Source organism: Pseudomonas sp. R3-52-08 (assembly GCF_003851745.1).
Classification (GTDB): Bacteria; Pseudomonadota; Gammaproteobacteria; order Pseudomonadales; family Pseudomonadaceae; genus Aquipseudomonas.
In genome coordinates this window covers 454,623-481,003 of sequence record NZ_CP027730.1, presented here as the reverse complement: position 1 = coordinate 481,003, position 26,381 = coordinate 454,623, and the positions used below count along the sequence as shown (strand labels likewise).

Genomic DNA, 26,381 nt, shown 5'->3' with positions numbered 1-26,381 from the left:
GGCGGGTAACGCCAACCACTTATGCACTTGCGAGGACTTTATGGCCCGTTTCGACCTGCAAAAACTCTACATTGACGGCGGCTACAGCGACGCTGGCAGCGATGCCACCTTCGAAGCCATCAACCCGGCTAACGGTGAAGTTCTCGCCCAAGTGCAACGCGCAACCAAGGAAGACGTCGAGCGTGCCGTGGTCAGCGCTGAAAAAGGCCAGAAGATCTGGGCCGCCATGACCGCCATGGAGCGTTCGCGCATCCTGCGCCGCGCCGTCGACATCCTGCGCGAGCGCAACGATGAGCTGGCCGCCCTGGAAACCCTGGACACCGGCAAAGCCTTCTCCGAAACCAAATACGTGGACATCGTCACCGGCGCCGACGTGCTGGAATACTACGCGGGCCTGGTGCCAGCCATCGAAGGCGAGCAGATTCCGCTGCGCGACACGTCCTTCGTCTACACCCGCCGCGAGCCGCTGGGCGTGGTTGCGGGTATCGGCGCGTGGAACTACCCGATCCAGATCGCCCTGTGGAAATCCGCACCGGCCCTGGCCGCCGGCAACGCGATGATCTTCAAGCCAAGCGAAGTCACCTCGCTGACCACCCTGAAACTGGCCGAGATCTACACCGAGGCGGGTGTTCCAGCCGGCGTATTCAACGTATTGACCGGCAGCGGCCGTGAAGTCGGCACCTGGCTGACCGAACACCCACGCATCGAGAAAGTCTCGTTCACCGGCGGCACCGACACCGGCAAGAAAGTCATGGCCAGCGCGTCGAGCTCGTCGCTCAAGGAAGTGACCATGGAACTGGGCGGCAAGTCGCCACTGATCGTGTTCGAAGACGCCGACCTGGACCGTGCCGCCGACATCGCGATGATGGCCAACTTCTACAGCTCCGGCCAGGTCTGCACCAACGGCACCCGTGTGTTCGTGCCCAAGCACCTGCAAGCGGCGTTCGAAGCCAAGATTCTTGAACGTGTTGCGCGCATCCGTGTGGGCGACCCGCAAGATGACAATACTAACTTCGGCCCGCTGGTCAGCTTTGCGCACATGGAAAGCGTGCTGGGCTACATCGCCAAAGGCAAAGAGCAAGGCGCACGCCTGCTGTGCGGCGGCGACCGCCTGACCGACGGCGACTTGGCCAAGGGCGCCTTCGTCGCACCGACCGTGTTCACCGACTGCACCGATGACATGGTGATCGTGCGTGAAGAGATCTTCGGCCCGGTGATGAGCATCCTCACCTATGAAACCGAAGAAGAAGTGATCCGCCGCGCCAACGACACCGACTTCGGTCTGGCTGCCGGCCTGGTGACCAAAGACCTGAACCGCGCGCACCGCGTGATTCACCAGCTGGAAGCGGGTATCTGCTGGATCAACGCCTGGGGCGAGTCCGACGCGAAGATGCCGGTCGGTGGCTACAAGCAATCCGGCGTGGGCCGTGAAAACGGGATCAGCTCGCTGAATAACTTCACGCGCATCAAATCGGTACAGGTTGAGCTGGGCGATTACGCCTCGGTGTTTTAAGAACCGAGCCTTGTAGTGCCTTTGAGGCCGCTATCGGGGGCAAGCCCCCTCCCACACTGACTGTGTTCACAGGTTCAGATGTGTAAATACAGTCAAATGTGGGAGGGGGCTTGCTCCCGATGAGGCCCGACCTGACCACACTTCAAAGAGGGTGCATTCAATGTCCCAAGAATACGACTACATCATTGTGGGTGCCGGCTCTGCCGGTAACACCCTGGCGACCCGTCTGACCGAAGACGAAGGCGTCACCGTCCTGTTGCTGGAAGCCGGTGGCCCGGACTACCGCCTCGACTTCCGTACCCAGATGCCCGCCGCCCTGGCGTTCCCGCTGCAAGGCCGTCGCTACAACTGGGCCTACGAGACCGACCCAGAGCCACACATGGACGGTCGCCGGATGGAATGCGGTCGTGGCAAGGGCCTGGGTGGCTCTTCCCTGATCAACGGCATGTGCTACATCCGTGGCAACGCCATGGACTACGACAACTGGGCGAAATTGCCGGGCCTGGAAGACTGGACCTACCTGGACTGCCTGCCGTATTTCCGCAAAGCCGAAACCCGCGACATCGGCCCCAACGACTACCACGGTGGCGAAGGCCCGGTCAGCGTGACCACGCCCAAAGCCGGCAACAATCCGCTGTTCCACGCCATGGTTGAAGCCGGCGTGCAGGCCGGTTACCCGCGTACCGAAGACTTGAACGGTTACCAGCAAGAAGGCTTCGGCCCGATGGACCGCACCGTCACGCCGAACGGCCGTCGCGCCAGCACCGCACGCGGTTACCTGGACGTTGCCAAGAAGCGTTCGACCCTGACCATCGTCACCCACGCCCTCACCGACAAAGTGTTGTTCGAAGGCAAGCGTGCGGTCGGCGTGCGTTACCTGATCGGCGCCGCTGAAGAGCGTGTTGAAGCACGTGCGCGTAAAGAAGTGCTGGTCTGCAGCGGCGCAATCGCTTCGCCGCAGCTGCTGCAACGCTCCGGCGTCGGCCCGGCCAAACTGCTGGAAAGCCTCGACATCCCGGTGGTCCACGACCTGCCAGGCGTCGGCGAAAACCTGCAGGACCACCTTGAGCTGTACCTGCAATATGCGTGCACTCAGCCGGTGTCGCTGTATCCCTCGCTGCTTTGGTACAACCAGCCGGCCATCGGTGCCGAGTGGCTGTTCAACGGCACGGGCATTGGCGCCAGCAACCAGTTCGAAGCCGGCGGTTTTATCCGTTCGCGTCCGGAATTCGAATGGCCGAACATCCAGTATCACTTCCTGCCGGTCGCGATTAACTACAACGGCAGCAACGGGGTGAAAGAGCACGGTTTCCAGGCGCACATGGGCTCCATGCGTTCGCCGAGCCGTGGCCGTGTGCAGCTGAAGTCGAAGAACCCACGGGACTACCCAAGCATCCTCTTCAACTACATGGCCACCGAGCAGGACTGGCAGGAATTTCGCGACGGCATCCGCCTGACCCGTGAAATCATGCAGCAGCCGGCACTGGACCCATACCGTGGCCGCGAAATCAGCCCGGGTATCGAGGTGCAAACCGATGAACAGCTCGACCAGTTCATCCGCGAGCACGCCGAGACCGCGTTCCACCCGTCCTGCTCGTGCAAGATGGGCACCGACGAGATGGCGGTGGTCGATGGCGAGGGCCGCGTGCATGGCATGCAGGGCCTGCGTGTGGTGGATGCGTCGATCATGCCGATCATCACCACCGGCAACCTGAACGCCCCGACGATCATGATCGCCGAGAAAATCGCCGACAAGATCCGCAGCCGCCAGCCGCTGCCGCGCAGCACCGCCGACTACTACGTGGCGGGTGACGCGCCGGTGCGTGGCAAGCCGCTGCGTGAAGTGGGGCCGCTGCGCAATAACTGATACACCGCCAACCGATCGTTCCCACGCTCCGCGTGGGAATGCCGCCCTGGACGCTCTGCGTCTGCTCTTGAGGTCGTGACGCGGAGCGTCACAGGATGCATTCCCACGCGGAGCGTGGGAACGATCACCTCCCCCTCCTTGATCAGCCCCCAGCCCCGGCCTACTCTGTTGGCCTGCCCCGCGCTGAGCTGCCCACAAGGAAGGCCCCATGTTCGAACACCACGCCACGCTCAAACAACACTTCAGTGCCCTGCGCACCACCGCCCAATTCTTCTCCCTGCGCTATGTGCGCGAATCCGGCCGGTATCTGTCGGTGCGCAAGAACGTCGCCGAACCGCCACACTTGAGCCATGACGAAGGTGCCATGCTCACCGTGCGCCTCAACGGCGTCGAAGCCTACGCCGCGACCAATGATCTGTCCCTGGCCGGCCTGCAAGCCGCCCTCGAACGTGCCGAGCAGCAGGCCCGGCGGATCAAGCCCCACGCGCTGCTCGACCTGCGCGAGCAAGCGGTGTCGAGTGACGTTGCCGACTACCTGTCTCCCGACTTCGACCAGCCCTTCCCGTCCCTGAGCGACTGCTACCAACTGCTCGGCGATGAGTCGGCCGCCGTGCCCAGGGACGAGCGCCTGGTGAGCTGGAACGTCAGCCTCGGCCAGACCACGGTCGAACAGATCTACCTCAACACCGCCGGCGCGCAATTGCGCCAGGCCCAGCGCTTTGTGTTTCCCGGCGTCAACGTCACCGCCTTCGATGGCAAGGACAGCCAGACCCGCACCCTTGGCGGCAGCAACTTCGGCCAGCAAGGCGGGTTTGACGTGATCAGCCGCTTCGGCCTGATCGGCGCCGCGCCGCGTGTGGCCGATGAGGCCCTGCAACTGCTGCTGGCACCGAACACGCCCCAGGGTCCGCGTGACCTGCTGCTGATGCCCGACCAGATGATCCTGCAGATCCACGAGTCCATCGGTCACCCGCTGGAGCTGGACCGCATTCTGGGCGACGAGCGCAACTACGCCGGTACCAGCTTCGTGAAGGCCAGCGACTTCGGCCATCTGCAATACGGCTCCAACCTGCTCAACGTGACGTTCGACCCGGACATCCCCGAACAGCTCGCCAGCTACAGCCATGACGATGACGGCAGCCGCGCCAGCAAACAGTTCCTGATTCGCGAAGGGCTGCTGCTCAAGCCGTTGGGCGGCGCGTTGTCGCAATTTCGCGCGGGGCTGGGCGGTGTGGCCAACAGCCGTGCCAGCAGTTGGAACCGCCCGCCGATCGACCGCATGGCCAACCTCAATATCGAGGCGGGTGATCAGAGCCTGGCCCAGCTGATTGGCGGTATCGAACACGGCATCCTGATGTCGACCAATCGCTCCTGGTCCATCGACGATGCGCGCAACAAATTCCAGTTCGGCTGCGAATGGGGCCAACTGATCGAAAACGGCGAACTCAAGGGCGTGGTCAAGAACCCCAACTACCGTGCCATTTCCGCGCAGTTCTGGCGCAAGCTCAGCGCGGTCGGCGATGCCAGCACCTTCAAGGTGCTGGGCACACCGAACTGCGGCAAAGGCGAACCCAACCAGGTGATCCGCGTCGGCCATGCTTCGCCGGCGTGTGTGTTCAGTAACGTCGACGTATTTGGGGGAGATGCCTGATGAACGACTTCAAGGCACTGGTGGACTGGCTCAAACAGGCCATCACCGAGCAGGAACAGTTTCACCTCGGCTTTGCCGCTGAAGCGTCCGAGTTCGTGCGTTTCAACCACGCCCAGGTACGCCAGGCCGGCCAGGTGCAACAGGCCAGCCTCAACCTCAAGCTGATCAACGCCGGTCGCCATGCTGACCTCGGCATCACCCTGGCGGGTGATCCGCAACTGGACCGCCAACGCCTCGCCACAGGCCTGCAACAGTTGCGCGAAACCTTGCCGCTGCTGCCGCCAGACCCCTACCTGCTGCTGAACCACAACGCCTGGCAAAGCCACAACGAACAACTGCGACCCTTGCCGGAACTGACCCAGGTGCTGCAAGACATCAGCCAGGCCGCCGAAGGCGTGGACCTGGTCGGCTTCTATGCCGCTGGCCCGATCAGCCGTGGCTTTGCCAGCTCCGACGGCGCGTTCGGCTGGCACCAGGCCAATAGCTTCAACTTCGACTTCAGTCTGTTCCATGCCAATGGCGAAGCGGTCAAGGCCAGCTACGCCGGGCACACCTGGGACAGTGACGAGTTCGCCCGGCGCGTACAACAGGCCCGCGACCAACTTGAATTCCTCGGCCGACCGTTGCACCCGCTGGCACCCGGACAGTACCGCGCCTACCTCGCTCCGGCGGCACTCGAAGAAATCATCAGCATCGTGACCTGGGGCGGTTTTTCCGCGCAGGCCATCGCCAGCAAAGGCAGTTCGCTGCAACGCCTGTATGCCGGGGAACAACACCTGAGCCCGCTGGTAACCGTAACCGAGCAGATCAGCGGTTCACTGAGCCAGGCATTTTCCAGCGAAGGCTACCCGCGCAGTGACGTCACGTTGATCCATGCCGGCCAGGCCGACGGCCAATTGGTCAACTCGCGCAGCGCCGCCGAATATGGCCTGAGCGCCAATGGCGCCAGCAGCGACGAGTCCCCCAGCGCCTTGCAAATGGCTGCTGGCAACCTGGCCCAGGCCGATATCCTCAAGCAGTTGGGCACCGGGTTGTACATCAGCAACCTGTGGTACCTGAACTACTCCGACCTGCCGGCGGCGCGCCTGACCGGCATGACCCGCTTCGCCACGTTCTGGGTGGAAGACGGCGAGATCAAGGCGCCGGTCAGCACCATGCGCTTTGATGACAGCGTGTTCAGCCTGCTGGGCTCGCAGTTGGAAGCGCTGACTGTTGATCGGGAACTGCTGCTGTCGGCCAGTACGTATGGCCAGCGCAACACCGCGTCCAACCTGCTGCCAGGCGCCCTGGTCAAACGTCTGACGCTAACCCTCTAAGCACCGCACATCCAATGTGGGAGGGGGCTTGCCCCCTCCCACATTGTCCTGTGTTGATTTCGGACACTTCGCTGAGCCCATTCCTACCGTTCAATCCCATACTCCGGGCGGCCTGTTGTCGCCCGCAATAAACCCCGTTATAAAAGCTAATGGCATACCGCCACACGACAGGGAGTGTTGCGATGACCCAGGCAAGTTTTGTCATAGACAAGCTGTACAAGCATTACAACGTCCACGTAGAGCAACTGGGCAACGACCCACACAGAAAAACCGTGCTGATGGTCAATGGCGCCCTGTCCACCACGCGCTCCTTTGCCCGCACCAGCAAATGCCTGGCCGAGCATTTCAATGTGCTGCTGTTCGACCTGCCCTTCTCCGGCTATTCCCGCGAGCACAACACCGACCTCGACCTGGTCACCAAGGATGACGAAGTGCAGATCCTGCGGGCGCTGGTGCAGCGCTTTGCGGTCAACCATCTGGTCTCGGCCTCATGGGGTGGCATCTCCACGCTGCTGACCCTGGCCTATAACCCGCCCTCCATCGAAAGCTCGGTAGTGATGGCCCTGGCGCCCAACCTCAACCAGGCGATGCTCGAGTACGTGGAGCGCGTACGCGTGTTGATCGAGGCCGATGACAAATCCGCCGTCGGCCATCTGCTCAACGAGACGGTCGGGAAATACTTGTCGCCCCGCCTCAAGCGCAACAACCACCGCCATCTGGCGAACATGGCCACCACCGAGTATCGCCAGGCACGCTTTCATATCCATCAGGTGTTGGCATTGGGCGACGGCAACTACCTGCCGGCGCTCAGGCAGATTGAAACGCCGGTGCACTTTCTCAACGGCATGCTGGACGAATACACCCCCGCCGCCGATGCACAACTGTTCGGCAGTTACGTGAGGCGCAGCAGCTTCGCCGTGGCCGAACATACTGGCCATTTGCTCGACCTGGAATCCCGCGAGGCGGCGCTGGCGGTGCACCGCGCCTTGCTGGATTTTTTGGTCGGTGAACACGCCGCCTTGTCGGACTTAGACGAACCGCCAGTGGGAAAAGCAGCGACGGATGGCGCATAATCGCCGACACATAGCCTGCTAACAAAAGGGATCCCATGCCGAATCGTGCCCCTCTCGACGCCAAGACCGCCCGCTGGTTACCCTGGGTGGTAGCGATTGCCTTCTTCATGCAGTCGCTGGACGGGACGATCCTCAATACGGCGTTGCCGGCCATGGCCCGGGACCTGGCGGAAAACCCGCTGCGCATGCAGGGCGTAGTCATTGCCTACATGCTCACCGTCGCCTTGCTGATTCCTGCATCCGGCTGGATCGCCGATCGCTTCGGCACCAAGAAAATCTTCTTTGGCGCCATTTTGCTATTCAGCATCGGATCATTGCTGTGCGCCCTGTCCAGCAGCTTGAGCATGCTGGTGGGCGCGCGGGTGATCCAGGGTTTGGGCGGGGCGCTGATGCTGCCGGTCGGGCGCCTGGTGGTGCTGCGCGCCTACCCCCGTTCCGAGCTGGTGCGGATCATGGGTTTCATCACAATCCCCGGCCTGCTCGGCCCGTTGCTCGGCCCGACCCTGGGCGGCTGGATGGTGCAATACCTGACCTGGCACTGGATCTTCCTGATTAACCTGCCGGTGGGCATGATCGGCTGCTATGCCGTGTGGAAATTCATTCCCGACCTGCGCGGCAGCGAGCGCACGCGCTTCGATGGCCTGGGCTTTGTGCTGTTCGGCGCGGCGATGGTGCTGATCACCATCGCCATGGAAGGCCTGGGCGAACTGCACTTGCCGCACCTGCGGGTGATGCTGCTGCTGTTCGGTGGCCTGGCGTGCCTGGCGGCGTATTGGCTGCGCGCCGGGCATATCGATAACCCGCTGTTCTCCCCGGTGCTGTTCAAGACCCGCACCTTTGCCGTGGGCATCCTCGGCAACCTGTTCGCACGCCTGGGCAGCGGCGCCTTGCCGTTCCTGGTGCCCTTGCTGTTGCAGGTGGCGTTGGGTTATTCACCGTCGGAAGCCGGCATGAGCATGCTGCCGCTTGCAGCGGCGGCGATGTTTGCCAAGTCCATCGCGCGGCCGCTGATCGAGCGCCTGGGTTATCGCGTGGTGCTCACCGGCAACACCCTGGCTCTGGGCGCGATGCTGGCGAGCATGGGCCTGGTCAGCGAGCAGACGCCCTATCCGGTGCTGCTGGGCATGCTCGCGGTGCTGGGCGCGATCAACTCCCTGCAATTCACCGCGATGAACACCGTGACGCTGATCGACCTCGACGACGCCCAGGCCAGCAGCGGCAACAGTTTGCTGTCGGTGGTGGCGCAACTGTCCCTGAGCCTGGGCGTGGCCTGTGCCGGTGCGCTGCTCGGCGGTTTTACCTTGGAGACCGGCAACGATGGGGTGAATACGGTACTGGGCGCGTTCCAGCTGACGTTCCTCACGGTGGGCATCATGGCCATGCTGGCGGCGGCGATCTTCCTGCAATTGTCGCCAAAAGACGGCAAACGCGTGGTCAGCCGCGAGCATGACCTGGAGCATTGACCGGCGTCTCGTCTAGAACTTGCGGGGAAATTCCCACGAGACTGGTACACTGCGCGACATTTTGTTTTGCAGAGCCAGTCCCGTGACCACCATCGCCACCGCTTTTAATACTTTGCCCCTGTCCGCCGCCATGCTGGCTAACCTCGACTCGCTGGGTTATGTCGAGATGACGCAGATCCAGGCGCAGAGCTTGCCGGTGATCCTCAAGGGGCTGGACCTGATCGCCCAGGCCAAGACCGGCAGCGGCAAGACCGCCGCGTTCGGTATCGGCCTGCTGAACCCGATCAACCCGCGCTACTTCGGTTGCCAGGCGCTGGTGATGTGCCCGACACGCGAGCTGGCCGACCAGGTGGCCAAGGAAATCCGTCGCCTGGCCCGCGCCGAAGACAACATCAAGGTGCTGACCCTGTGCGGTGGCGTGTCCCTCGGCCCACAGATCGCCTCCCTTGAGCACGGTGCCCACGTGATCGTCGGCACCCCGGGGCGTATCCAGCAGCACTTGCGCAAAGGTTCGCTGGTACTGGACGGGTTGAACACGCTGATCCTCGATGAAGCCGACCGCATGCTCGACATGGGTTTCTACGACGCCATCGAAGACATCATCAGCAAGACCCCGCCACGCCGCCAGACCCTGCTGTTCTCGGCCACCTACCCGGTGAGCATCAAGCAGTTGGCCTCCAAGTTCATGCGCGCGCCGCAACAGGTGAAAGCCGAAGCCTTCCACTCCGACGACCAGATCGAGCAGCGTTTTTACGAGATCTCGCCGGAAGAGCGCATGGACGCCGTGACCAAGGTGCTGGCGCATTTCCGCCCGGCTTCGTGCGTGGCGTTCTGCTTCACCAAGCAGCAAGTGCAGGAAACCGTCGACCACCTGACGGCCAAAGGCATCTCCGCCGTTGGCCTGCATGGCGACCTCGAGCAGCGTGACCGCGACCAGGTGCTGGCCATGTTCGCCAACCGCAGCACCTCGGTCCTGGTAGCCACCGACGTGGCCGCCCGTGGCCTGGACATCGACGCACTGGACATGGTGATCAACGTCGAACTGGCCCGCGACTCGGAAATCCATATCCACCGTGTCGGCCGTACCGGTCGCGCGGGTGAGACCGGCATCGCCATCAGCCTGGTGGCGCCGTCCGAAGCGCACCGTGCCCAAGCCATCGAGCAGTTGCAAAAGTCGCCCTTGAACTGGGACCAGCTGGACAACCTCAAGCCGCAGAGCGGCGGCCCGCTGCTGCCGCAGATGAGCACCCTGTGCATCGCCGCTGGGCGTAAAGACAAGGTTCGCCCAGGCGACATCCTTGGCGCACTGACCGGCGATGCCGGGATTCCGGGAGCCCAGGTCGGCAAGATCGCGATCTTTGACTTCCAGGCCTTCGTCGCCGTGGAACGCGGGGTCGCCAAGCAGGCACTGCAGCGTTTGAACGACGGCAAGATCAAGGGCCGTTCGTTGCGCGTGCGAATTCTGTAAGGCTCTTCCATCCAATGAAAATCCAATGTGGGAGGGGGCTTGCCCCCGATAGCGGTGTATCAGTGCTAGATGTACTGACTGACACACCGCCATCGGGAGCAAGCCCCCTCCCACATTTGACTGTATTCCAATTCAGAATTTGTATGAGGACATTGCTGTGCGCTCGACCGAAGTTGTGATCATTGGCGCCGGCGCCGCAGGCTTGATGTGCGCGCTGACCGCCGCCGGGCGGGGGCGCAAGGTGATGCTGATCGACCATGCGAACAAGGCCGGCAAAAAGATCCTGATGTCCGGCGGTGGCCGCTGCAATTTCACCAACCTGTACACCGAGCCGGCCAACTTCCTCTCGCACAACGCGCACTTCTGCAAGTCGGCACTGGCGCGCTATACCCAGTGGGACTTTATCGGGCTGGTGGCCAAGCACGGCGTGCCGTACCACGAAAAGAAACTCGGCCAGCTGTTCTGCGACAACAAGTCCAGCGACATCCTCGGCATGCTGCTCGACGAATGCATCCAGACCGGCGTGAGCCTGCACCTGGACACCTCGATTGAAGCCATCGCCAAGGTCGACCACGGCTACCAGTTGCAGACCACCCTGGGCGAACTGCGCTGCGAGTCCTTGGTGATCGCCACGGGCGGCCTGTCGATCCCGACCCTGGGCGCCACCGGCTTCGGTTATCAAGTGGCCAGGCAATTTGGCCATGAGCTGCTGCCGACCCGCGCGGGACTGGTGCCGTTCACCATCACCGATCAGCTCAAGGACTTGTGCGGCGAGCTGTCGGGCACCTCGGTGGACTGCCTGGTCAGCTGCAACGGCCAGAGCTTTCGCGAGAACATCCTGTTTACCCATCGCGGCCTGAGCGGGCCGGCGATCCTGCAGATTTCTTCCTACTGGGAATCCGGCGACACCGTGGAAATCAACCTGCTGCCCGACCACGATGCCCACGCCTGGCTGCAACAGCAACAGGCCGAGCGCCCCAACAGCGAGCTGAAAACCCTGCTGGGCGAGATTTTCACCAAGAAGATGGCCAATCTGCTGGCGGAGAGCTGGTTCGCGTCCAAGCCGATGAAGCAGTACACCCACGCCGAAATTGCCGACATCGCTTCGATGCTCGGCAGCTGGCAGTTGGTACCGGCGGGCACGGAGGGCTATCGCACCGCCGAGGTGACATTGGGCGGGGTGGACACGCGGGAAGTGTCTTCCAAGACCATGGAGTCGCTGAAAAGCCCAGGGCTGTACTTTATCGGTGAAGTGCTGGATGTCACCGGGCACTTGGGCGGGTTCAACTTCCAGTGGGCCTGGGCGTCAGGCTATGCGGCTGCGCAGTACGTCTGACACGACACGGTAAAAAATGTGGGAGGGGGCTTGCTCCCGATAGCAGTGTGTCAGTCACCTGATGAGTTGAATGGTCCACTGCTATCGGGGGCAAGCCCCCTCCCACATTTGGTCTGCGGTGAGCCAGGGAAATATTTTGCGGGTGGATGTGATCACCACCCTTGCCGTGGCGTCCTTGATAGCTCAATTTAGCGGCATCGTCCCGGAAGACTCCCGACTTCATGTCATCGACCTCGTTCAAGCAGTCCCTGCGGCGCCTGTGGGCACTGGATAAATTCAGCTACAGCATTCGGGTATTCATCGCCCTCACCGGCAGCATGGCGCTGTGCTGGTATCAGGATGAAATGACGCTGTTGATCCCGCTGTTCCTGGGGATTATCGCCAGCGCCCTGGCCGAGACCGATGACAGTTGGCAAGGCCGCCTCAACGCCCTGGCGGTGACGCTGGTGTGCTTCAGCATCGCGGCGCTGTCGGTGGAGTTGCTGTTCCCTTACCCCTGGATTTTCGCGGCCTCCCTGGCCCTGGCCACGTTCGGCCTGACCATGCTCGGCGCGCTCGGCGAACGCTATGGCGCGATTGCCTCGGCCACGTTGATTCTGTCGGTCTATACCATGATCGGCGTGGACCAGCGCGGCGGGGCCGTCAGTGATTTCTGGCACGAGCCCTTGCTGCTGGTGGCGGGTGCGGCCTGGTACGGCGTGCTGTCGGTGCTTTGGCAGGCGCTGTTTTCCAACCAGCCGGTGCAGCAGAGCCTGGCGCGGTTGTTCCGCGAGCTGGGGCGTTATCTCAAGCTCAAGTCGTCGCTGTTCGAACCGATCCGCCAGCTGGACGTAGAGGCGCGGCGCCTGGAATTGGCCCAGCAAAATGGCCGGGTCGTCGCCGCCTTGAATGCCGCCAAGGAAATCATCCTGCACCGCGTCGGCAACGGTCGCCCAGGCTCGAAGGTCAGCCGTTACCTGAAGCTGTACTTCCTGGCGCAAGACATCCACGAGCGCGCCAGCTCGTCCCATTACCCGTATAACGCCCTGGCCGAAGCCTTCTTCCACAGCGACGTGCTGTTCCGCTGTCAACGCCTGCTGCGCCAGCAAGGCAAGGCGTGCCAGGCCCTGGCCGAGTCGATCCAGCTGCGCCAGCCCTTCATCTATGACGACAGCTTCGCCGAAGCCCTGGGCGATTTGAACGCCTCCCTGGAACACCTGCGCATCCAGAGCAACCCGGCCTGGCGCGGTTTGCTGCGCTCGTTGCGGGCCCTGGCCGCCAACTTGTCCACCCTCGACCGCCTGCTCGGCGACGCGAGCAACCCCGATGCCCTGGCCGACGCCACCGACAGCAACCTGTTGGACCGCGCCCCGCGCAACCTCAAGGAAATGTGGACGCGCCTGCGCACCCAGCTCACGCCGACCTCGCTGCTGTTTCGTCACGCTTTGCGCCTGTCCCTGGCATTGACCGTCGGCTACGCCACGCTGCATGCCATTCACGCCTCACAGGGCTACTGGATCATCCTCACCACGCTCTTTGTGTGCCAACCGAACTACGGTGCGACGCGACGCAAACTCGGCCAGCGGATCATCGGCACCGCCATCGGCCTCACGGTGGCCTGGGCGCTGTTCGACCTGTTTCCCAGCCCGGTGGTGCAGTCGATGTTCGCCATCGCCGCCGGCCTGGTGTTCTTTATCAATCGCACCACGCGCTACACCCTGGCCACGGCGGCGATCACCCTGATGGTGCTGTTCTGCTTCAACCAAGTGGGCGATGGCTACGGACTGTTCCTGCCACGCCTTTTCGATACCCTGCTCGGCAGTCTGATCGCGGGCCTGGCGGTGTTCCTGTTCCTGCCGGACTGGCAAGGCCGCCGCCTGAACAAAGTGCTGGCCAATACCCTGACCTGCAACAGCATCTACCTGCGCCAGATCATGCAGCAGTACGCCGCTGGCAAGAGCGACGACCTTGCCTACCGCCTGGCCCGTCGCAACGCGCACAACGCCGATGCGGCGCTGTCCACCACCCTGGCGAACATGCTGATGGAACCGGGGCATTTCCGTAAGGAAGCGGATGTGGGCTTCAGGTTCCTGGTGCTGTCGCACACCCTGCTCAGCTACTTGTCGGGCCTTGGCGCACACCGCGACACCCCGCTGCCGGCCGAGGTGCGTGAGCAGTTGATCGACGGTGCCGGGCACGCGCTGGCATTGAGCATCGATGAGATCGCCACCGGATTGGCCAATAAACAGCCGATTGCGATTCAGAGTGATGAGGAGGAAGCACTGGCGGCGCAGCTTGAGCAGATGCCGGATGAAATCGACGAAGGCCAGCGGCTGGTGCAAACGCAGTTGGCGTTGATCTGTCGGCAGTTGGGGCCGTTGCGGACGTTGGCGGCGCATTTGATCAAGGATACCCGTGCGGCTTAGAACGCCATCGGGGGCAAGCCCCCTCCCACATTTTGACTGTGTTCACAAATCAAAATTGTGGGAGGGGGCTTGCCCCCGATGAGGCCCTCAAGAACATTACATCCCATGGGCCTTCATCAACTTGGCATAACTGCCATCCGCCTTCATCCTGGCAATCTCCCGATCAAAGCCGGCCACGATCTGCGCATGCTCGGGGTTCTTCAGGCTGACCAGAATATGCAGGCTGTTCTCGCTCAGCGGCTTGCCCAGGAACTCCACGGCATTGCGCACCCTCGGCGATTCCCGCGCCAGGTAGTAACGCGCCACGTACTCGTCTTCCAGGGTCAGCCGCACACGGCCCGCCGCCAGCATGCGCACGGCCATGGCAAAGTTATGCACCGGGACTTTCTGTAACAGCGCATCCTGGTCGAACGCCGCCGAATAGGCATAACCGCGCACCACGGCGATGCTTTCGTCGTGCAACTGTTCCAGGCTCTGATAATCGATAGCGTCGTCGCGACGCTTGATAAAACGCACTCGGTTGACCAGATATTGCTCGGAAAACTGCCCCAGCTGCGTGCGGGCATCGTCGTACCACGCGTTGATCAGCACGTCGTAGCGCCCATCGCCTACACCCTTCAGGGCGCGCGCCCAAGGCACCTGCTCAAAATCACTGGCGTACCCCGCCCGAGCCAGCGCGGTGCTGACGATATCCGTGGCCAGCCCACCGTTGACCAAGGTGACATCGGTGAACGGTGGCCAACCATCCGCCACCAGGCGCAGACGCTGCGCCACCACCGGTTGGGCCAGCAGCAGCACTGCAATCAAAGCAACGGCACGAGACAATCGCGGCATGCTTAAAATCCTTGGCGGGCAGGCGATGGCCTGATAACAGTAGCTCATCAATGAGCGTGTATTGCTTATTACACAAAGAAGTCGGCCGTGCATGCACTGAATGATGGCAAATTGACGCCATTCACAAAATAGCCGGTTTTAGACAGCAGCGCCGGTCGCGCTTACTATCCCTGCCAAGCCTTTGACAAGAGCGCACATCATGACGGTTGATTGGGTCTGCAAACATCACGACGATCTGGGCAAAGAGCAGCTTTATGCCATCCTGCGCCTGCGCGGCGAGGTGTTCGTCGTTGAACAGAAATGCGTTTACCAGGACATTGACGGGCAGGACCTGTCAGGCGATACCCACCACTTGATGGCCTGGAACGACAATGAACTGGTGGCCTACCTGCGGCTGCTGGACCCAGAGACCCAAGGCGGCGATGTGGTGATCGGTCGAGTGATCGTCGCGCCATCGGCACGCGGCACCGGGCTGGGGCATTTGATGATGGAAGAGGCCCTCAAGCAGATCGAGGATATCTGGCCCGAGACACCAATTTTTCTGTCAGCCCAGGCGCACTTGCAGGGGTATTACGGACGGTACGGGTTTGTGGTGGCGGGAGAGGAATACCTGGAAGACGATATTCCACATATCGGGATGCGGCGACTCTGAGGGCCTCATCGGGGGCAAGCCCCCTCCCACATTTTGACCGTGTGAACCCGATCAAGTGTGGGAGGGGGCTTGCCCCCGATAGCGTCAGGCCAGGCACTGCAAGCCTTCAGGGATAACCCAATACCCGCTTGATCGACACCAGATTAGCCTCGATCCACCGTCGATCAATCGCCCCCCAATCACGAATCCGATAACGCCCGGCATGGTTACGGGCGCCATCCTCCTGCTCGAACTCGCACACAATATCCAGATCGGCCAACGCCGCAATCGTGTCCTGCGCCGTGCGCCGGGGCATGCCAGTCGCTTCGGTCAATGCAGGGACGCTGCTGGCCAGGCCGCTGTCGATCAGGTACGCCACATACAGGCGGCGGTAGAAGCTGCTCTTGGTCTTGCTCACATCCATGGTCAATCGCCTTGTGATTAGGGCTTGCCCTGCAGATCGCGCCAGGTGAGGTACACCCGCAGGTCGAATTCCACCTGGTGGTAGCCGGGCATCATGTGTTCACAGAGTTTGTAGAACGCCTTGTTGTGGTCCGATTCCTTGAAGTGCGCCAGCTCGTGCACCACGATCATGCGCAGGAACTCGGGGGCCGCTTCCTTGAACAGCGAGGCGATGCGGATCTCTTTCTTGGACTTGAGATTGCCGCCCTGCACTCGGGAAATCGTGGTGTGCAGGCCCAGGGCGCGGTGGGTCAGGTCCAGGCGGTTATCGAACAGCACCTTGTCGATCGACGGCGCATTGCGCAGGTGTTCCTGCTTCAAGGCCAGGGCGTAGCTGTACAAGGCCTTGTCGCTCTGCACGGCGTGCCGCTCGGGATAACGCTGCTCCAGGTAGGCGCCCAACTGGTCCTTGGCGATCAGCTGGCGAACTTGCTCCTGAAGGGCAGCGGGATAGGCCTGGAGGTATTTCAACGCGGTCATGGGGTCTGCAACGTGGTTCGGACGGGCGCCAGTGTAGCGAATTCAAAGCGTGTGAGGGTGCGACCAACCGACCACGTCCTCGGCCATCAGCGGTGCCGCCGCCCAGGTGCCCTGGATGAACGAGCACCCATGGGCCTTGAGCCACTGCGACTGCTCAAGGGTTTCTACGCCCTCGGCGATCACCAAAACATCGAAATGCCCGCACAGCTCGATGATGCTGCGCGCCATCGCTGCATCCCGTGCCGAGCCTGGCAGGCGGGCCACCAATTGCGGGTCCAGCTTGAGGGTGTCGAACGCCAGGTCGCGCAAATGCGCCAGGGAACAACGCCCTGAGCCAAAGTCATCCAGGGCGATACGCACCCCAAGCCCACGCAACAGCTTGAGCTGCTTGGTCGACTCCTCAAGGTTACTCATCAGGCAGTCTTCACCGATTTCCACTTCCAACTGCCGCCCCTGTAGCCCGTGCCTTTCGAGGACCTGGCGCAGTTGACTGGCCAGGTTAGGCATATTGAACTGGCTGCTGCTCAGGCTCACGCTCAGCACCAGCTCTTCATCGAACGCCGCTTGCCAGGCCTGGCGTTGGGCGGCGACTTGCTGGTAAATCCAAGTGCTCAACTGGCTGATCAAGCGCGCCTCTTCCAGCAACGGCAAAAACAGACCCGGCGACACATCGCCGACGCTCGGGTGCTGCCAGCGCAGCAACGCCTCGACACCGCGCAAGCGCCCGTTCTCCAGTGACACCTGCGGCTGGTACACCAAGGTGAATTCCTTGTTTTGAATCGCGGTGCGCACACTGTCTTCCAGCATCAGGCGTGAACGGGCTCGGCCGTTCATTTCCTGGTCGTAATAGCGATACTGCTGACGGCCGGCGCGCTTGGCTTCGTACATGGCGATGTCCGCCGCGCGCAACAAACCGCTCAGATCCGAGCCACAGTCGGGAAACGTCGCAATACCGATGCTGACCCCAAGCATCACCTCCAGACCGTCGACCTGCTGGCACACCGACACCCGTTCGATCAGTTTCTCCGCAATCTTCGCCGCCTGCTCCGGGAACTCCAGCTCCAGCAAGGCAGTGAATTCATCCCCGCCCATGCGTCCCAGAATGTCGTAGGAGCGCAAGCACGCCTGCATCTGCTCGGAAACCCAGCGCAGCACGCGATCACCGGCGTCGTGGCCCAAGGTATCGTTGACTCGTTTGAAGCCATCCAGATCCAGGTACAGCAACACCAGCGACTGCTCATTGCGCTCGCTGCGCGACAACATGTTGCCCACTGTCTGGTAGAAGCCGCGACGATTGAGCAGCCCGGTCAACGGGTCGGTCACCGCCTGGAACTCCAGCTGCTGGTGCAAGTGACGCACCTCGGACATGTCCAGCACCGTCACCACCATCGCCTTCTGCTCTGCGGGCAAGGGCGCGCACGACAACGCCACCGGCACCTGTTGACCACGGCTGGTGCGCAAGATGGCATCGTGCAAGCGCCACGTTTCGCCTTTGCGATAGGCCTCGTACATCGGGAACCCCAACCAGGCTGGCACATGGGGTTTTTGCAGGAAGCTCAAGAAACTCTCGCCCTGCAACTCCGCCATTGTGGCGTTGAGCAGCCTGGAGATCGCAGGGTTGGCATACTCAATCACGCTGCCCTCGCCCACCACCAGAATGCCTTCGGCGGCGTTGTCCAACACCGAGGCATTGAAGGCGCGGGCGGCCTCCAGGTCATGGCTCAACCGCTGCAGGGCGCGGCGATTATGCTGATGCTCCAACAGCGCCTGCACCTTGGGCTTGAGGATATGCGGGTCGAAGGGCTTGAACAGGTAGTCGATCGCACCGCTGGCATAGCCTTTGAGCACCGCATCGGGCGACTGTGCATCGGCGGTGAGAAAGATGATCGGCGTCATGCTCGTACGCTGGCTGCCCCGCATCAGGCGTGCCACCTCGAAGCCATCCATACCGGGCATCCGCACATCCAGCAATACCAGATCGACGTCGTGGACCAGTAGCAATTCCAGGGCCTCCAGACCGGAAGCGGCGGTAATGATTCGCCAGTCTTCGCGCTGCAACACTGCACGCATGCTGACGAGATTTTCCGGGTAGTCATCGACCACCAAGAGAACTGAACTGCCGTCGCCGAGGTTTGGAGCGCAATCCATGCTACGTCTCTTCCTTAAGGAACTGCACCGGTCACTTCGGGTACTTTAAACCGGACAAATAATGAGGCCTCACTCTAGCCCCGGTTATAAAAAAGCAGAAGTAACGTCGATGCCATCATTGCGCCAAAGCCGAGGCAGCCGACTAACGGTAAGGCTCTGTAGCCCGCGTACCATGGGCAACATGGCTTTTTGGCATTCTGCTGACGCCAATAAATTGCCAGTCAGTGTTAACAACTTGGTTAACACCACCTATAAAGAAGCTGTGCAGCCCTCGGGCTAAAGCTTTCACCCCTCGTAAAAGGCCAACACCATGATCGACCTTTCCACCTGGAACCTGAGCATTCCGGTCGGCTCCCCGCCCACGACCATCGAAACCCCGAAGCTGCTCAACGGCTTCAATGACCAGTATTTCCAGGCCGAAGGCAGCGATGTGCAGTTCTGGACCCCTGTCACCGGCACCCGCACGGAAAACGCCATCTACCCGCGCAGCGAACTGCGCGAAACCTACGCCGACGGGCGCTTGCGCAACTGGACCTACCCCGAAGCCGATAACTTCCTGCGCGCCACGCTCACCGTCAACCAGGTACCGTCCACCGGCAAGGTTGTGATCGGCCAGATCCACGCCTACGACAGTCAGAAACCGCTGATCAAACTGGAGTACCAGTTCAAGGAAAAAACCCAGACCGGCAACATCGTCGCCAAAGTGCGCATGCGCCCGGACGAATCTGAAAGCCGGGTAATCATCGTTGCCTCCAATGTGCCACTGGAAAAGACCTTCACCTATGTGATCAACCTCAACAAAGCCGGGCTACTGAGCGTGTACGCGGCCGACAGTGAGTGGAATGAACGCATCGGCGCAGCCTGGGCCGACAAGCCGCTGTACTTCAAGGCCGGGGTGTATGTGCAGGACAACAGCGGGGATAGCAAGGAAGGGGCAAAGGTGACGTTTGCGAAGTTGGATATTGATCACGAGTAAAATCGTGAGTAGGCAAGTTCCGATGAACCCTGTGGGAGGGGGCTTGCCCCCGATAGCGGTGGGTCAGTCTCTGAATGTGTTAGCTGATATACAGCCATCGGGGGCAAGCCCCCTCCCACATTGGATCGCGTAGCCTGAGCATGCGGCGCTCGTCCTACGGCTCCGTTGCGGCCTGCCATCTCCAACCACAAAAAAGCCCGCATCACTGCGGGCTTCCTTTTAAACGCTGAGGCTTAATTGACCTTAGCGTTCAACTCACCCTTCAAATACCGCTGGTACATCGCTTCCAACGAGATCGGCTTGATCTTCGAAGCATTACCCGCAGTACCGAACGCTTCGTAGCGAGCAATACACACATCACGCATGGCGGTCACGGTGGCGCCGAAGAATTTACGCGGGTCGAACTCGCTCGGGTTGGTGGCCATCAGGCGACGCATTGCGCCCGTGGAGGCCAGACGCAGGTCGGTGTCGATGTTGACCTTGCGCACGCCGTACTTGATGCCTTCGACGATTTCTTCAACCGGTACGCCGTAGGTTTCTTTGATGTCGCCACCGTACTGGTTGATGATCGCCAGCCACTCTTGCGGTACCGAGGAGGAACCGTGCATCACCAGGTGGGTGTTGGGGATGCGTTTGTGGATTTCCTTGATGCGGTCGATGGCCAGCACGTCGCCGGTCGGTGGTTTGGTGAACTTGTAGGCGCCATGGCTGGTGCCGATGGCGATGGCCAGGGCATCTACCTGGGTCTTCTTGACGAAGTCGGCGGCTTCTTCCGGGTCGGTCAGCATCTGGCTGTGATCCAGCACGCCTTCGGCGCCGATGCCGTCTTCTTCGCCGGCCATGCCGGTTTCCAGGGAGCCCAGGCAGCCCAGCTCGCCTTCAACCGATACGCCGCAGGCGTGAGCCATGGCCACGGTTTGTTGGGTGACGCGTACGTTGTACTCGTAGTCGGTTGGGGTCTTGCCGTCTTCGCCGAGAGAGCCGTCCATCATCACCGAGCTGAAGCCCAGCTGGATCGAGCGCTGGCACACGTCAGGGCTGGTGCCGTGGTCCTGGTGCATGCACACCGGGATGTGCGGGAATTCTTCGATGGCCGCGAGGATCAGGTGGCGCAGGAACGGCGCACCGGCGTATTTGCGGGCACCGGCCGAAGCCTGGACGATCACGGGGGAGTCGGTCTTGTCAGCGGCTTCCATGATGGCGCGCATCTGCTCAAGGTTGTTGACGTTAAAGGCTGGAACGCCGTAGCCGAACTCGGCTGCGTGGTCCAGCATTTGACGCATGCTGATAAGTGCCATTGTGTTGTCTCTCCCGGTCGAGGGTCGTTAATCGTGCAAGCCTGCCGTAGCGGCGGCTGCTATTCAAGTTATTGCAGATCAAGGGGTTGAGCCTTGTGCTGCTGAATCGTTATTGCAGTGTCCGGTTCACCACCTGCATCACTTTGGAACCGGATCAATGTGGGAGGGGGCTTGCCCCCGATGACAGTCTGTCAGTGATGAATCTGTTGACTGGCCCACCGCTATCGGGGGCAAGCCCCCTCCCACATGTTGATCTCATTAAATTCAAGATCGTGTTTTGTCCTACTGAGCCTTGCAGCCGCGCCCAATCAAATCATCCGTGGCCGTCCAGTAAATCAGGCCTTCCTCACCCTTGGTGTGAAACGCCAGCTGATCATTGCTGTACAGCACACCCGAAGCCGCCACGTCCTCCTTGAGGCGATAAACCTGGTCGGAACCGCCGAGGCGTACATCCACCTCAGTGCGGGCCGGGTTGGCGAAGCGCCAATTGACCTCGGCCTTGCTGTCGCAGGTCCACGTCGTCCATTTACCTTCCGGCCCAGCCTTGTCGAACATGTTCATGCTGCTGCAACCGGCCAACAAGGCCAGGGTTGCCAGGGCGATAGCGCCTTTCATTGCCAATCCTCGCAGGGCGACACAAGGCCGCCATTGCTGTGGGTTAGTGGATCAGACCCGTCAAGGGCAACCCTGTTCCTGACCGTTGGGCGCGGAGTCGTATTTCTCCAGCCGTTCATTGCCCATGCGCTTGTTGATCACCGGCATGGTCTCGGCTTGCCAGTCGGCCTGGTAGCAGTTTTTTTTCAGCGGCGCCGTGGCTTTATCCGCCTCGGGCGCTGCGCTCGGCGTGCTGCTGCAGCCGGCCAACAGGCCCACTGCTATCACCAGTGCCAACGACTTGATCATGGGACGCTCCTTTTTCCTGATCACGCGCGCCTTAACCTTTGGCTCGGGTTTCCAGCACTTCAACGGCCGGCAGTACTTTGCCCTCGACGAACTCGAGGAACGCACCGCCACCGGTAGAAATGTAGGAGATCTGATCAGCAACGCCATATTTATCGATGGCCGCCAGAGTGTCGCCACCCCCCGCGATGGAGAATGCCGAGCTTTCAGCGATGGCTTTGGCCAACACCTTGGTGCCGTTGCCGAATTGGTCGAACTCGAATACGCCGACCGGGCCGTTCCACAGAATGGTCTGGGAGGCTTTCAACAGCTCAGCGAAGTTGGCTGCGGTTTGCGGGCCGATATCCAGGATCATATCGTCGTCGGCCACGTCAGCGATGAGCTTGACGGTGGCTTCGGCGCTTTCGGCGAATTCCTTGGCGACCACCACGTCCACCGGCAGCGGCACGCTGACTTTGGCGGCGATGGCGCGGGCGGTATCGAGCAGGTCCGGCTCGTACAGCGACTTGCCCACCGGATGGCCGGCTGCGGCCAGGAAGGTGTTGGCAATGCCGCCACCGACGATCAACTGGTTGCAGATCTGGCTGAGGCTGTTGAGTACGTCCAGCTTGGTGGAGACCTTGGAGCCGGCCACGATGGCGGCCATCGGCTGCGCCGGAGCGCCCAGGGCCTTGCCCAGCGCATCCAGCTCAGCGGCCAGCAGCGGGCCGGCAGCGGCGACCTTGGCGAACTTGGCCACGCCGTGGGTCGAGCCTTCGGCGCGGTGGGCGGTGCCAAAGGCGTCCATCACGAACACATCGCATAGCGCCGCGTATTGCTGGGCAAGCTCGTCGCTGTTCTTTTTCTCGCCCTTGTTGAAGCGCACGTTTTCGAACAGCACGATGTCACCAGGCTTGACGTCAACGCCGCCCAGGTAGTCAGCCACCAACGGTACGTCGCGGCCCAGGGCCTTGCTCAGGTATTCGGCCACAGGTTTAAGGCTGTTTTCGGCGGAGAACTCACCTTCGGTCGGGCGACCCAGGTGGGAGCAGACCATCACGGCCGCGCCTTTTTCCAGGGCCAGCTTGATGGTCGGCAGCGAGGCCAGGATTCGCGCATCGCTGGTGACAACACCGTCCTTGACTGGGACGTTGAGGTCTTCGCGAATCAGTACGCGCTTACCTTGCAGATCGAGGTCGGTCATCTTCAACACGGTCATGGGTCGCAGTTCCTGAATTACTGTTGAGGTTGTTTGGAAGCCACTTGCAGATAGTGTTCTGCAACGTCGAGCATTCGGTTGGCAAAGCCCCATTCGTTGTCGAACCAAGCCAGGATGTTCACCAGCCTCGGGCCGGAAACGCGGGTCTGGCTGGCATCGACAATCGCCGAATGCGGGTCATGATTGAAATCGCAGCTGGCGTGGGGCAACTCGGTGTAGGCCAGCAAGCCTTTGAGCGGGCCGCTGGTGGCGGCGTCGCGCAATATTCGGTTGACCTCCACCGCATCGGTATCGCTCACGGTTTGCATGGTGATGTCCAGACAGGACACGTTCACCGTCGGCACCCGTACCGCTTTGGCCTGGATTCGCCCGGCAAGTTCCGGCAGCAATCGCTCGATGCCACGCGCCAGGCCGGTGGACACCGGAATCACTGACTGGAACGCCGAACGCGTGCGGCGCAGGTCTTCGTGGTGATAGGCGTCGATCACCGGCTGGTCGTTCATGGCCGAGTGGATCGTGGTGATCGACACGTAGTCCAGGCCGATCGCCTGGTCCAGCAGGCGCAACAACGGCACGCTGCAGTTGGTGGTACACGAGGCGTTGGACACCAGCAGCTCGGCGCCGGTCAGGCAGTCCTGGTTGATGCCGTAGACGACGGTGGCGTCCACATCCGCCTCGCTGGCCATCGGCTGGGAAAACAGCACGCGCGGAGCGCCGGCATCAAGAAAACGCTGGCCGTCGGCACGGGTGTGGTAGGCACCGGAGCATTCCAACACCAGGTCGACACCCAGCGCCGCCCAGTCGATGCCCTCGGGGGTGGCACTGCGCAGTACTTTTACGCAGTCGCCATTGATATGCAGACAATCGCCCTCGACCCGCACTTCGCCGGGAAAGCGGCCATGAGTGGAGTCAAAGCGTGTCAGGTATTCGATGCTGGCCATGTCGGCCAAGTCGTTGATCGCAACAATTTCAAACCCTGCCGCCGCCCCTCGCTCGAACAGAGCACGCAAGACGCAACGACCAATGCGGCCGTAGCCGTTGAGTGCAACTTTGTAGGGACGCGGTTGGGGCATGGGGTTCTCGCAGTAGGGGCGACACAAACCACTGTAGGAGCGAGCTTGCTCGCGAAGAACTTGAGAGCGCCGCGTTAAACCAGAAACGCTGCGTTATCGTTAACGATCTTCGCGAGCAAGCTCGCTCCTACAGTAGAGGCGGTGGTCAGTGGGCCACCGCGTTAGCGCCTTAGTCTTCCAACAGCTCTTCAGCCTGGCCCAGGATGTTTTCCAAGGTGAAACCGAACTCTTCGAACAAGGCGGGTGCCGGTGCCGACTCACCGTAGGTGGTCATGCCGATCACGCGACCTTCCAGGCCTACGTACTTGTACCAGTAGTCGGCGTGAGCCGCCTCAATGGCGATACGCGCGCTGACCTGCAACGGCAATACCGATTGCTTGTAGCCGGCGTCCTGGGCTTCGAACACGCTGGTGCAGGGCATGGACACCACGCGCACGTTGCGGCCCTGCGCGGTCAGCTTGTCGTACGCCTGAACGGTCAGGCCCACTTCGGAACCGGTGGAGATCAGGATCAGTTCCGGCTCACCGATGCAGTCCTTGAGAACATAGCCGCCACGGCTGATGTCGGCGATCTGCGCGTCGGTACGCACCTGGTGTTGCAGGTTCTGGCGCGAGAAGATCAGCGCCGAAGGGCCGTCCTTGCGCTCGATCGCGTGCTTCCAGGCCACGGCGGATTCCACCGCGTCGGCAGGGCGCCAGCAATCCAGGTTCGGCGTGGTGCGCAGGCTGGTCAATTGCTCGACCGGCTGGTGAGTCGGGCCGTCTTCGCCCAGGCCGATGGAGTCGTGGGTGTACACATGGATCACGCGCTTCTTCATCAGCGCGGCCATACGTACCGCGTTACGGGCGTACTCCATGAACATCAGGAAGGTCGCGCCGTAAGGCACCAGCCCGCCGTGCAGCGACACGCCGTTCATGATGGCGCTCATACCGAACTCGCGCACGCCGTAGTACATGTAGTTGCCGCTGGCGTCTTCAGCCGACACGCCTTTGCAGCCTTTCCACAGGGTCAGGTTGGAACCGGCCAGGTCGGCCGAACCGCCAAGGAACTCAGGCAGCAGCGGGCCAAAGGCGTTCAGGGTGTTCTGGCTGGCTTTACGGCTGGCGATGGTCTCGCCCTTGGCCGCGACTTCGGCGATGTAGGCCGAGGCTTTTTCCGAGAAATCGGCCGGCAAGTCACCGGCCAGGCGGCGTACCAGCTCATTGGCAAGCTCAGGGAATTCGGCGGAATAGGCAGCGAAGCGCTGGTCCCACTCGGCTTCGGTGGCCAGGCCTTTTTCCTTGGCGTCCCACTCGGCGTAGATGTCCGCCGGGATCTCGAACGGGCCGTGGTTCCACTTCAGCGCTTCGCGGGTCAGGGCGATTTCCGCGTCACCCAGCGGGGCGCCGTGGCAGTCTTCCTTGCCTTGCTTGTTCGGCGAACCGAAGCCGATGGTGGTCTTGCAGCAGATCAGGGTCGGCTGCGCGCTCTTGCGAGCGGTGTCGATGGCGATCTTGATTTCTTCCGGATCGTGGCCGTCAACGTTGCGGATCACCTGCCAGTTGTAGGCTTCGAAACGCTTGGGGGTGTCATCGGTGAACCAGCCTTCGACTTCGCCGTCGATGGAAATGCCGTTGTCATCGTAGAAGGCAATCAGCTTGCCCAGGCCCAAGGTGCCGGCCAGGGAAGCGACTTCGTGGGAAATGCCTTCCATCATGCAACCATCACCCAAAAATACGTAGGTGTGATGATCGACGATATCGTGGCCGGGGCGGTTGAACTGCGCGCCCAAGACTTTTTCAGCCAGCGCGAAGCCAACCGCATTTGCCAGGCCCTGGCCCAGGGGACCGGTGGTGGTCTCGACGCCTGGGGTGTAGCCGAATTCCGGGTGGCCCGGGGTGCGGCTGTGCAGCTGGCGGAAGCTCTTGAGGTCATCGATGGTGACGTCGTAGCCGCTCAGGTGCAGCAGCGAGTAGATCAGCATCGAGCCGTGGCCGTTGGACAGTACGAAACGGTCACGGTCGGCGAACGACGGGTTGCTCGGGTTGTGCTTCAGGTAGTCACGCCAAAGTACTTCGGCGATATCCGCCATGCCCATCGGGGCACCGGGATGGCCGCTGTTGGCTTTTTGCACGGCATCCATGCTGAGGGCACGAATGGCGTTGGCACGCTCACGACGGCTGGGCATCGCTGATCTCCTGGGGGCTTGAACAAAGAAACGGAAAAAAGGACCGGCATTTTCCCTCAGCCACCGCCTGCGGGCAATGACAGATAGTCACTTGAAGCGGTTTTTCCTGTGGTTTGCCCGCC

21 protein-coding genes are annotated in these 26,381 nt (G+C 61.7%); 11 read left to right on the top strand and 10 right to left on the bottom strand.

Annotation, left to right across the window (positions count from 1 at the left end; translation table 11 throughout):
- The first annotated feature begins 40 nt into the window (after positions 1 to 40).
- From betB to yccS, 9 genes are all read left to right on the top strand, one after another.
- Positions 41 to 1,513: a betaine-aldehyde dehydrogenase gene (betB, locus tag C4J91_RS02055; protein ID WP_124360921.1), complete on the top strand. Its 1,473-nt coding sequence runs from the start codon at positions 41 to 43 to the stop codon at positions 1,511 to 1,513.
- A gap of 160 nt (positions 1,514 to 1,673) precedes the next feature.
- Positions 1,674 to 3,380: a choline dehydrogenase gene (gene betA / locus C4J91_RS02050; RefSeq protein ID WP_124360920.1), complete on the top strand. Its 1,707-nt coding sequence runs from the start codon at positions 1,674 to 1,676 to the stop codon at positions 3,378 to 3,380.
- Positions 3,381 to 3,588: 208 nt separating this feature from the next.
- Entirely contained in the window at positions 3,589 to 5,031 is a 1,443-nt protein-coding gene (locus C4J91_RS02045; RefSeq protein WP_124360919.1) for a TldD/PmbA family protein, read from the top strand.
- Positions 5,031 to 6,347 (top strand): TldD/PmbA family protein, encoded by a 1,317-nt coding sequence (locus C4J91_RS02040; protein WP_124360918.1) that lies wholly within the window; start codon positions 5,031 to 5,033, stop codon positions 6,345 to 6,347. Before C4J91_RS02045 ends, C4J91_RS02040 begins: the two co-directional genes overlap by 1 nt.
- A 182-nt stretch (positions 6,348 to 6,529) precedes the next feature.
- The gene (locus C4J91_RS02035) at positions 6,530 to 7,420 is read left to right on the top strand and encodes an alpha/beta fold hydrolase (RefSeq protein ID WP_124360917.1); all 891 of its coding nucleotides are present in this window, start codon (positions 6,530 to 6,532) and stop codon (positions 7,418 to 7,420) included.
- A 35-nt stretch (positions 7,421 to 7,455) separates the two neighbouring features.
- Positions 7,456 to 8,883 carry a multidrug transporter subunit MdtD gene (gene mdtD, locus C4J91_RS02030; protein ID WP_124360916.1) on the top strand — a complete coding sequence of 476 codons (1,428 nt, stop codon included), beginning with the start codon at positions 7,456 to 7,458 and terminating at the stop codon, positions 8,881 to 8,883.
- Between the two features lie 130 nt (positions 8,884 to 9,013).
- Positions 9,014 to 10,351, top strand: a complete 1,338-nt coding sequence (gene dbpA / locus C4J91_RS02025; RefSeq protein ID WP_256657486.1) for an ATP-dependent RNA helicase DbpA — start codon at positions 9,014 to 9,016, stop codon at positions 10,349 to 10,351.
- 157 nt (positions 10,352 to 10,508) lie between these two features.
- Positions 10,509 to 11,687, top strand: coding sequence for an NAD(P)/FAD-dependent oxidoreductase (locus C4J91_RS02020; RefSeq protein WP_124360914.1), 1,179 nt, complete (start codon positions 10,509 to 10,511; stop codon positions 11,685 to 11,687).
- Positions 11,688 to 11,908: 221 nt separating this feature from the next.
- Positions 11,909 to 14,092: a YccS family putative transporter gene (gene yccS, locus C4J91_RS02015; protein ID WP_124360913.1), complete on the top strand. Its 2,184-nt coding sequence runs from the start codon at positions 11,909 to 11,911 to the stop codon at positions 14,090 to 14,092.
- 96 nt (positions 14,093 to 14,188) lie between these two features.
- Here yccS and C4J91_RS02010 read toward each other — a convergent pair whose 3' ends face one another.
- Positions 14,189 to 14,926 (bottom strand): ABC transporter substrate-binding protein, encoded by a 738-nt coding sequence (locus tag C4J91_RS02010; RefSeq protein ID WP_124360912.1) that lies wholly within the window; start codon positions 14,924 to 14,926, stop codon positions 14,189 to 14,191.
- A gap of 199 nt (positions 14,927 to 15,125) precedes the next feature.
- Here C4J91_RS02010 and C4J91_RS02005 point away from each other — a divergent pair, with 199 nt between their 5' ends.
- On the top strand, positions 15,126 to 15,578 hold the full coding sequence (locus C4J91_RS02005) for a GNAT family N-acetyltransferase (protein ID WP_124360911.1): 453 nt from the start codon (positions 15,126 to 15,128) through the stop codon (positions 15,576 to 15,578).
- A gap of 106 nt (positions 15,579 to 15,684) precedes the next feature.
- Here the strand turns inward: C4J91_RS02005 and C4J91_RS02000 are convergent, their stop codons facing one another.
- Genes C4J91_RS02000 through C4J91_RS01990 form a run of 3 tightly spaced genes read right to left on the bottom strand, consistent with a single transcriptional unit; the run spans position 15,685 to position 18,647 of the window.
- Entirely contained in the window at positions 15,685 to 15,981 is a 297-nt protein-coding gene (locus C4J91_RS02000; protein WP_124360910.1) for a helix-turn-helix domain-containing protein, read from the bottom strand.
- 17 nt (positions 15,982 to 15,998) lie between these two features.
- Positions 15,999 to 16,499 (bottom strand): M48 family metallopeptidase, encoded by a 501-nt coding sequence (locus C4J91_RS01995; RefSeq protein WP_065937088.1) that lies wholly within the window; start codon positions 16,497 to 16,499, stop codon positions 15,999 to 16,001.
- Positions 16,500 to 16,541: 42 nt separating this feature from the next.
- Positions 16,542 to 18,647, bottom strand: coding sequence for a bifunctional diguanylate cyclase/phosphodiesterase (locus C4J91_RS01990; protein ID WP_124360909.1), 2,106 nt, complete (start codon positions 18,645 to 18,647; stop codon positions 16,542 to 16,544).
- Between the two features lie 310 nt (positions 18,648 to 18,957).
- Between C4J91_RS01990 and C4J91_RS01985 the strand changes: the two genes are divergently transcribed.
- Positions 18,958 to 19,623 carry a polysaccharide lyase family 7 protein gene (locus tag C4J91_RS01985; protein ID WP_124360908.1) on the top strand — a complete coding sequence of 222 codons (666 nt, stop codon included), beginning with the start codon at positions 18,958 to 18,960 and terminating at the stop codon, positions 19,621 to 19,623.
- Between the two features lie 233 nt (positions 19,624 to 19,856).
- Here C4J91_RS01985 and fba read toward each other — a convergent pair whose 3' ends face one another.
- The 6 genes from fba to tkt all read right to left on the bottom strand — a co-directional run bounded on the left by fba (position 19,857) and on the right by tkt (position 26,259).
- Positions 19,857 to 20,921 carry a class II fructose-bisphosphate aldolase gene (fba, locus tag C4J91_RS01980; RefSeq protein WP_003177554.1) on the bottom strand — a complete coding sequence of 355 codons (1,065 nt, stop codon included), beginning with the start codon at positions 20,919 to 20,921 and terminating at the stop codon, positions 19,857 to 19,859.
- 282 nt (positions 20,922 to 21,203) lie between these two features.
- On the bottom strand, positions 21,204 to 21,536 hold the full coding sequence (locus C4J91_RS01975) for an MliC family protein (RefSeq protein WP_124360907.1): 333 nt from the start codon (positions 21,534 to 21,536) through the stop codon (positions 21,204 to 21,206).
- Positions 21,537 to 21,596: 60 nt separating this feature from the next.
- Positions 21,597 to 21,824: a hypothetical protein gene (locus C4J91_RS01970; RefSeq protein ID WP_124360906.1), complete on the bottom strand. Its 228-nt coding sequence runs from the start codon at positions 21,822 to 21,824 to the stop codon at positions 21,597 to 21,599.
- 31 nt (positions 21,825 to 21,855) lie between these two features.
- Positions 21,856 to 23,019 carry a phosphoglycerate kinase gene (locus tag C4J91_RS01965; RefSeq protein WP_057014011.1) on the bottom strand — a complete coding sequence of 388 codons (1,164 nt, stop codon included), beginning with the start codon at positions 23,017 to 23,019 and terminating at the stop codon, positions 21,856 to 21,858.
- A 17-nt stretch (positions 23,020 to 23,036) separates the two neighbouring features.
- On the bottom strand, positions 23,037 to 24,092 hold the full coding sequence (epd, locus tag C4J91_RS01960; RefSeq protein ID WP_124360905.1) for an erythrose-4-phosphate dehydrogenase: 1,056 nt from the start codon (positions 24,090 to 24,092) through the stop codon (positions 23,037 to 23,039).
- 169 nt (positions 24,093 to 24,261) lie between these two features.
- A complete protein-coding gene (gene tkt / locus C4J91_RS01955) occupies positions 24,262 to 26,259 on the bottom strand; it encodes a transketolase (protein ID WP_124360904.1) in 1,998 nt (665 codons plus the stop codon).
- Positions 26,260 to 26,381 lie beyond the last annotated feature (122 nt).

Coding starts and splice junctions, on each gene's coding strand:
- C4J91_RS01985 (WP_124360908.1), top strand. CDS start 18,958: ATGATCGACCTTTCCACCTGGAACCTGAGCATTCCGGTCGGCTCCCCG.
- C4J91_RS01970 (WP_124360906.1), bottom strand. CDS start 21,824: ATGATCAAGTCGTTGGCACTGGTGATAGCAGTGGGCCTGTTGGCCGGC.
- betB (WP_124360921.1), top strand. CDS start 41: ATGGCCCGTTTCGACCTGCAAAAACTCTACATTGACGGCGGCTACAGC.
- dbpA (WP_256657486.1), top strand. CDS start 9,014: ATGCTGGCTAACCTCGACTCGCTGGGTTATGTCGAGATGACGCAGATC.
- C4J91_RS01990 (WP_124360909.1), bottom strand. CDS start 18,647: ATGGATTGCGCTCCAAACCTCGGCGACGGCAGTTCAGTTCTCTTGGTG.
- C4J91_RS02045 (WP_124360919.1), top strand. CDS start 3,589: ATGTTCGAACACCACGCCACGCTCAAACAACACTTCAGTGCCCTGCGC.
- C4J91_RS01965 (WP_057014011.1), bottom strand. CDS start 23,019: ATGACCGTGTTGAAGATGACCGACCTCGATCTGCAAGGTAAGCGCGTA.
- fba (WP_003177554.1), bottom strand. CDS start 20,921: ATGGCACTTATCAGCATGCGTCAAATGCTGGACCACGCAGCCGAGTTC.
- mdtD (WP_124360916.1), top strand. CDS start 7,456: ATGCCGAATCGTGCCCCTCTCGACGCCAAGACCGCCCGCTGGTTACCC.
- betA (WP_124360920.1), top strand. CDS start 1,674: ATGTCCCAAGAATACGACTACATCATTGTGGGTGCCGGCTCTGCCGGT.
- C4J91_RS02010 (WP_124360912.1), bottom strand. CDS start 14,926: ATGCCGCGATTGTCTCGTGCCGTTGCTTTGATTGCAGTGCTGCTGCTG.
- C4J91_RS02035 (WP_124360917.1), top strand. CDS start 6,530: ATGACCCAGGCAAGTTTTGTCATAGACAAGCTGTACAAGCATTACAAC.
- C4J91_RS01995 (WP_065937088.1), bottom strand. CDS start 16,499: ATGACCGCGTTGAAATACCTCCAGGCCTATCCCGCTGCCCTTCAGGAG.
- tkt (WP_124360904.1), bottom strand. CDS start 26,259: ATGCCCAGCCGTCGTGAGCGTGCCAACGCCATTCGTGCCCTCAGCATG.
- C4J91_RS02000 (WP_124360910.1), bottom strand. CDS start 15,981: ATGGATGTGAGCAAGACCAAGAGCAGCTTCTACCGCCGCCTGTATGTG.
- yccS (WP_124360913.1), top strand. CDS start 11,909: ATGTCATCGACCTCGTTCAAGCAGTCCCTGCGGCGCCTGTGGGCACTG.
- C4J91_RS02040 (WP_124360918.1), top strand. CDS start 5,031: ATGAACGACTTCAAGGCACTGGTGGACTGGCTCAAACAGGCCATCACC.
- epd (WP_124360905.1), bottom strand. CDS start 24,092: ATGCCCCAACCGCGTCCCTACAAAGTTGCACTCAACGGCTACGGCCGC.
- C4J91_RS02005 (WP_124360911.1), top strand. CDS start 15,126: ATGACGGTTGATTGGGTCTGCAAACATCACGACGATCTGGGCAAAGAG.
- C4J91_RS01975 (WP_124360907.1), bottom strand. CDS start 21,536: ATGAAAGGCGCTATCGCCCTGGCAACCCTGGCCTTGTTGGCCGGTTGC.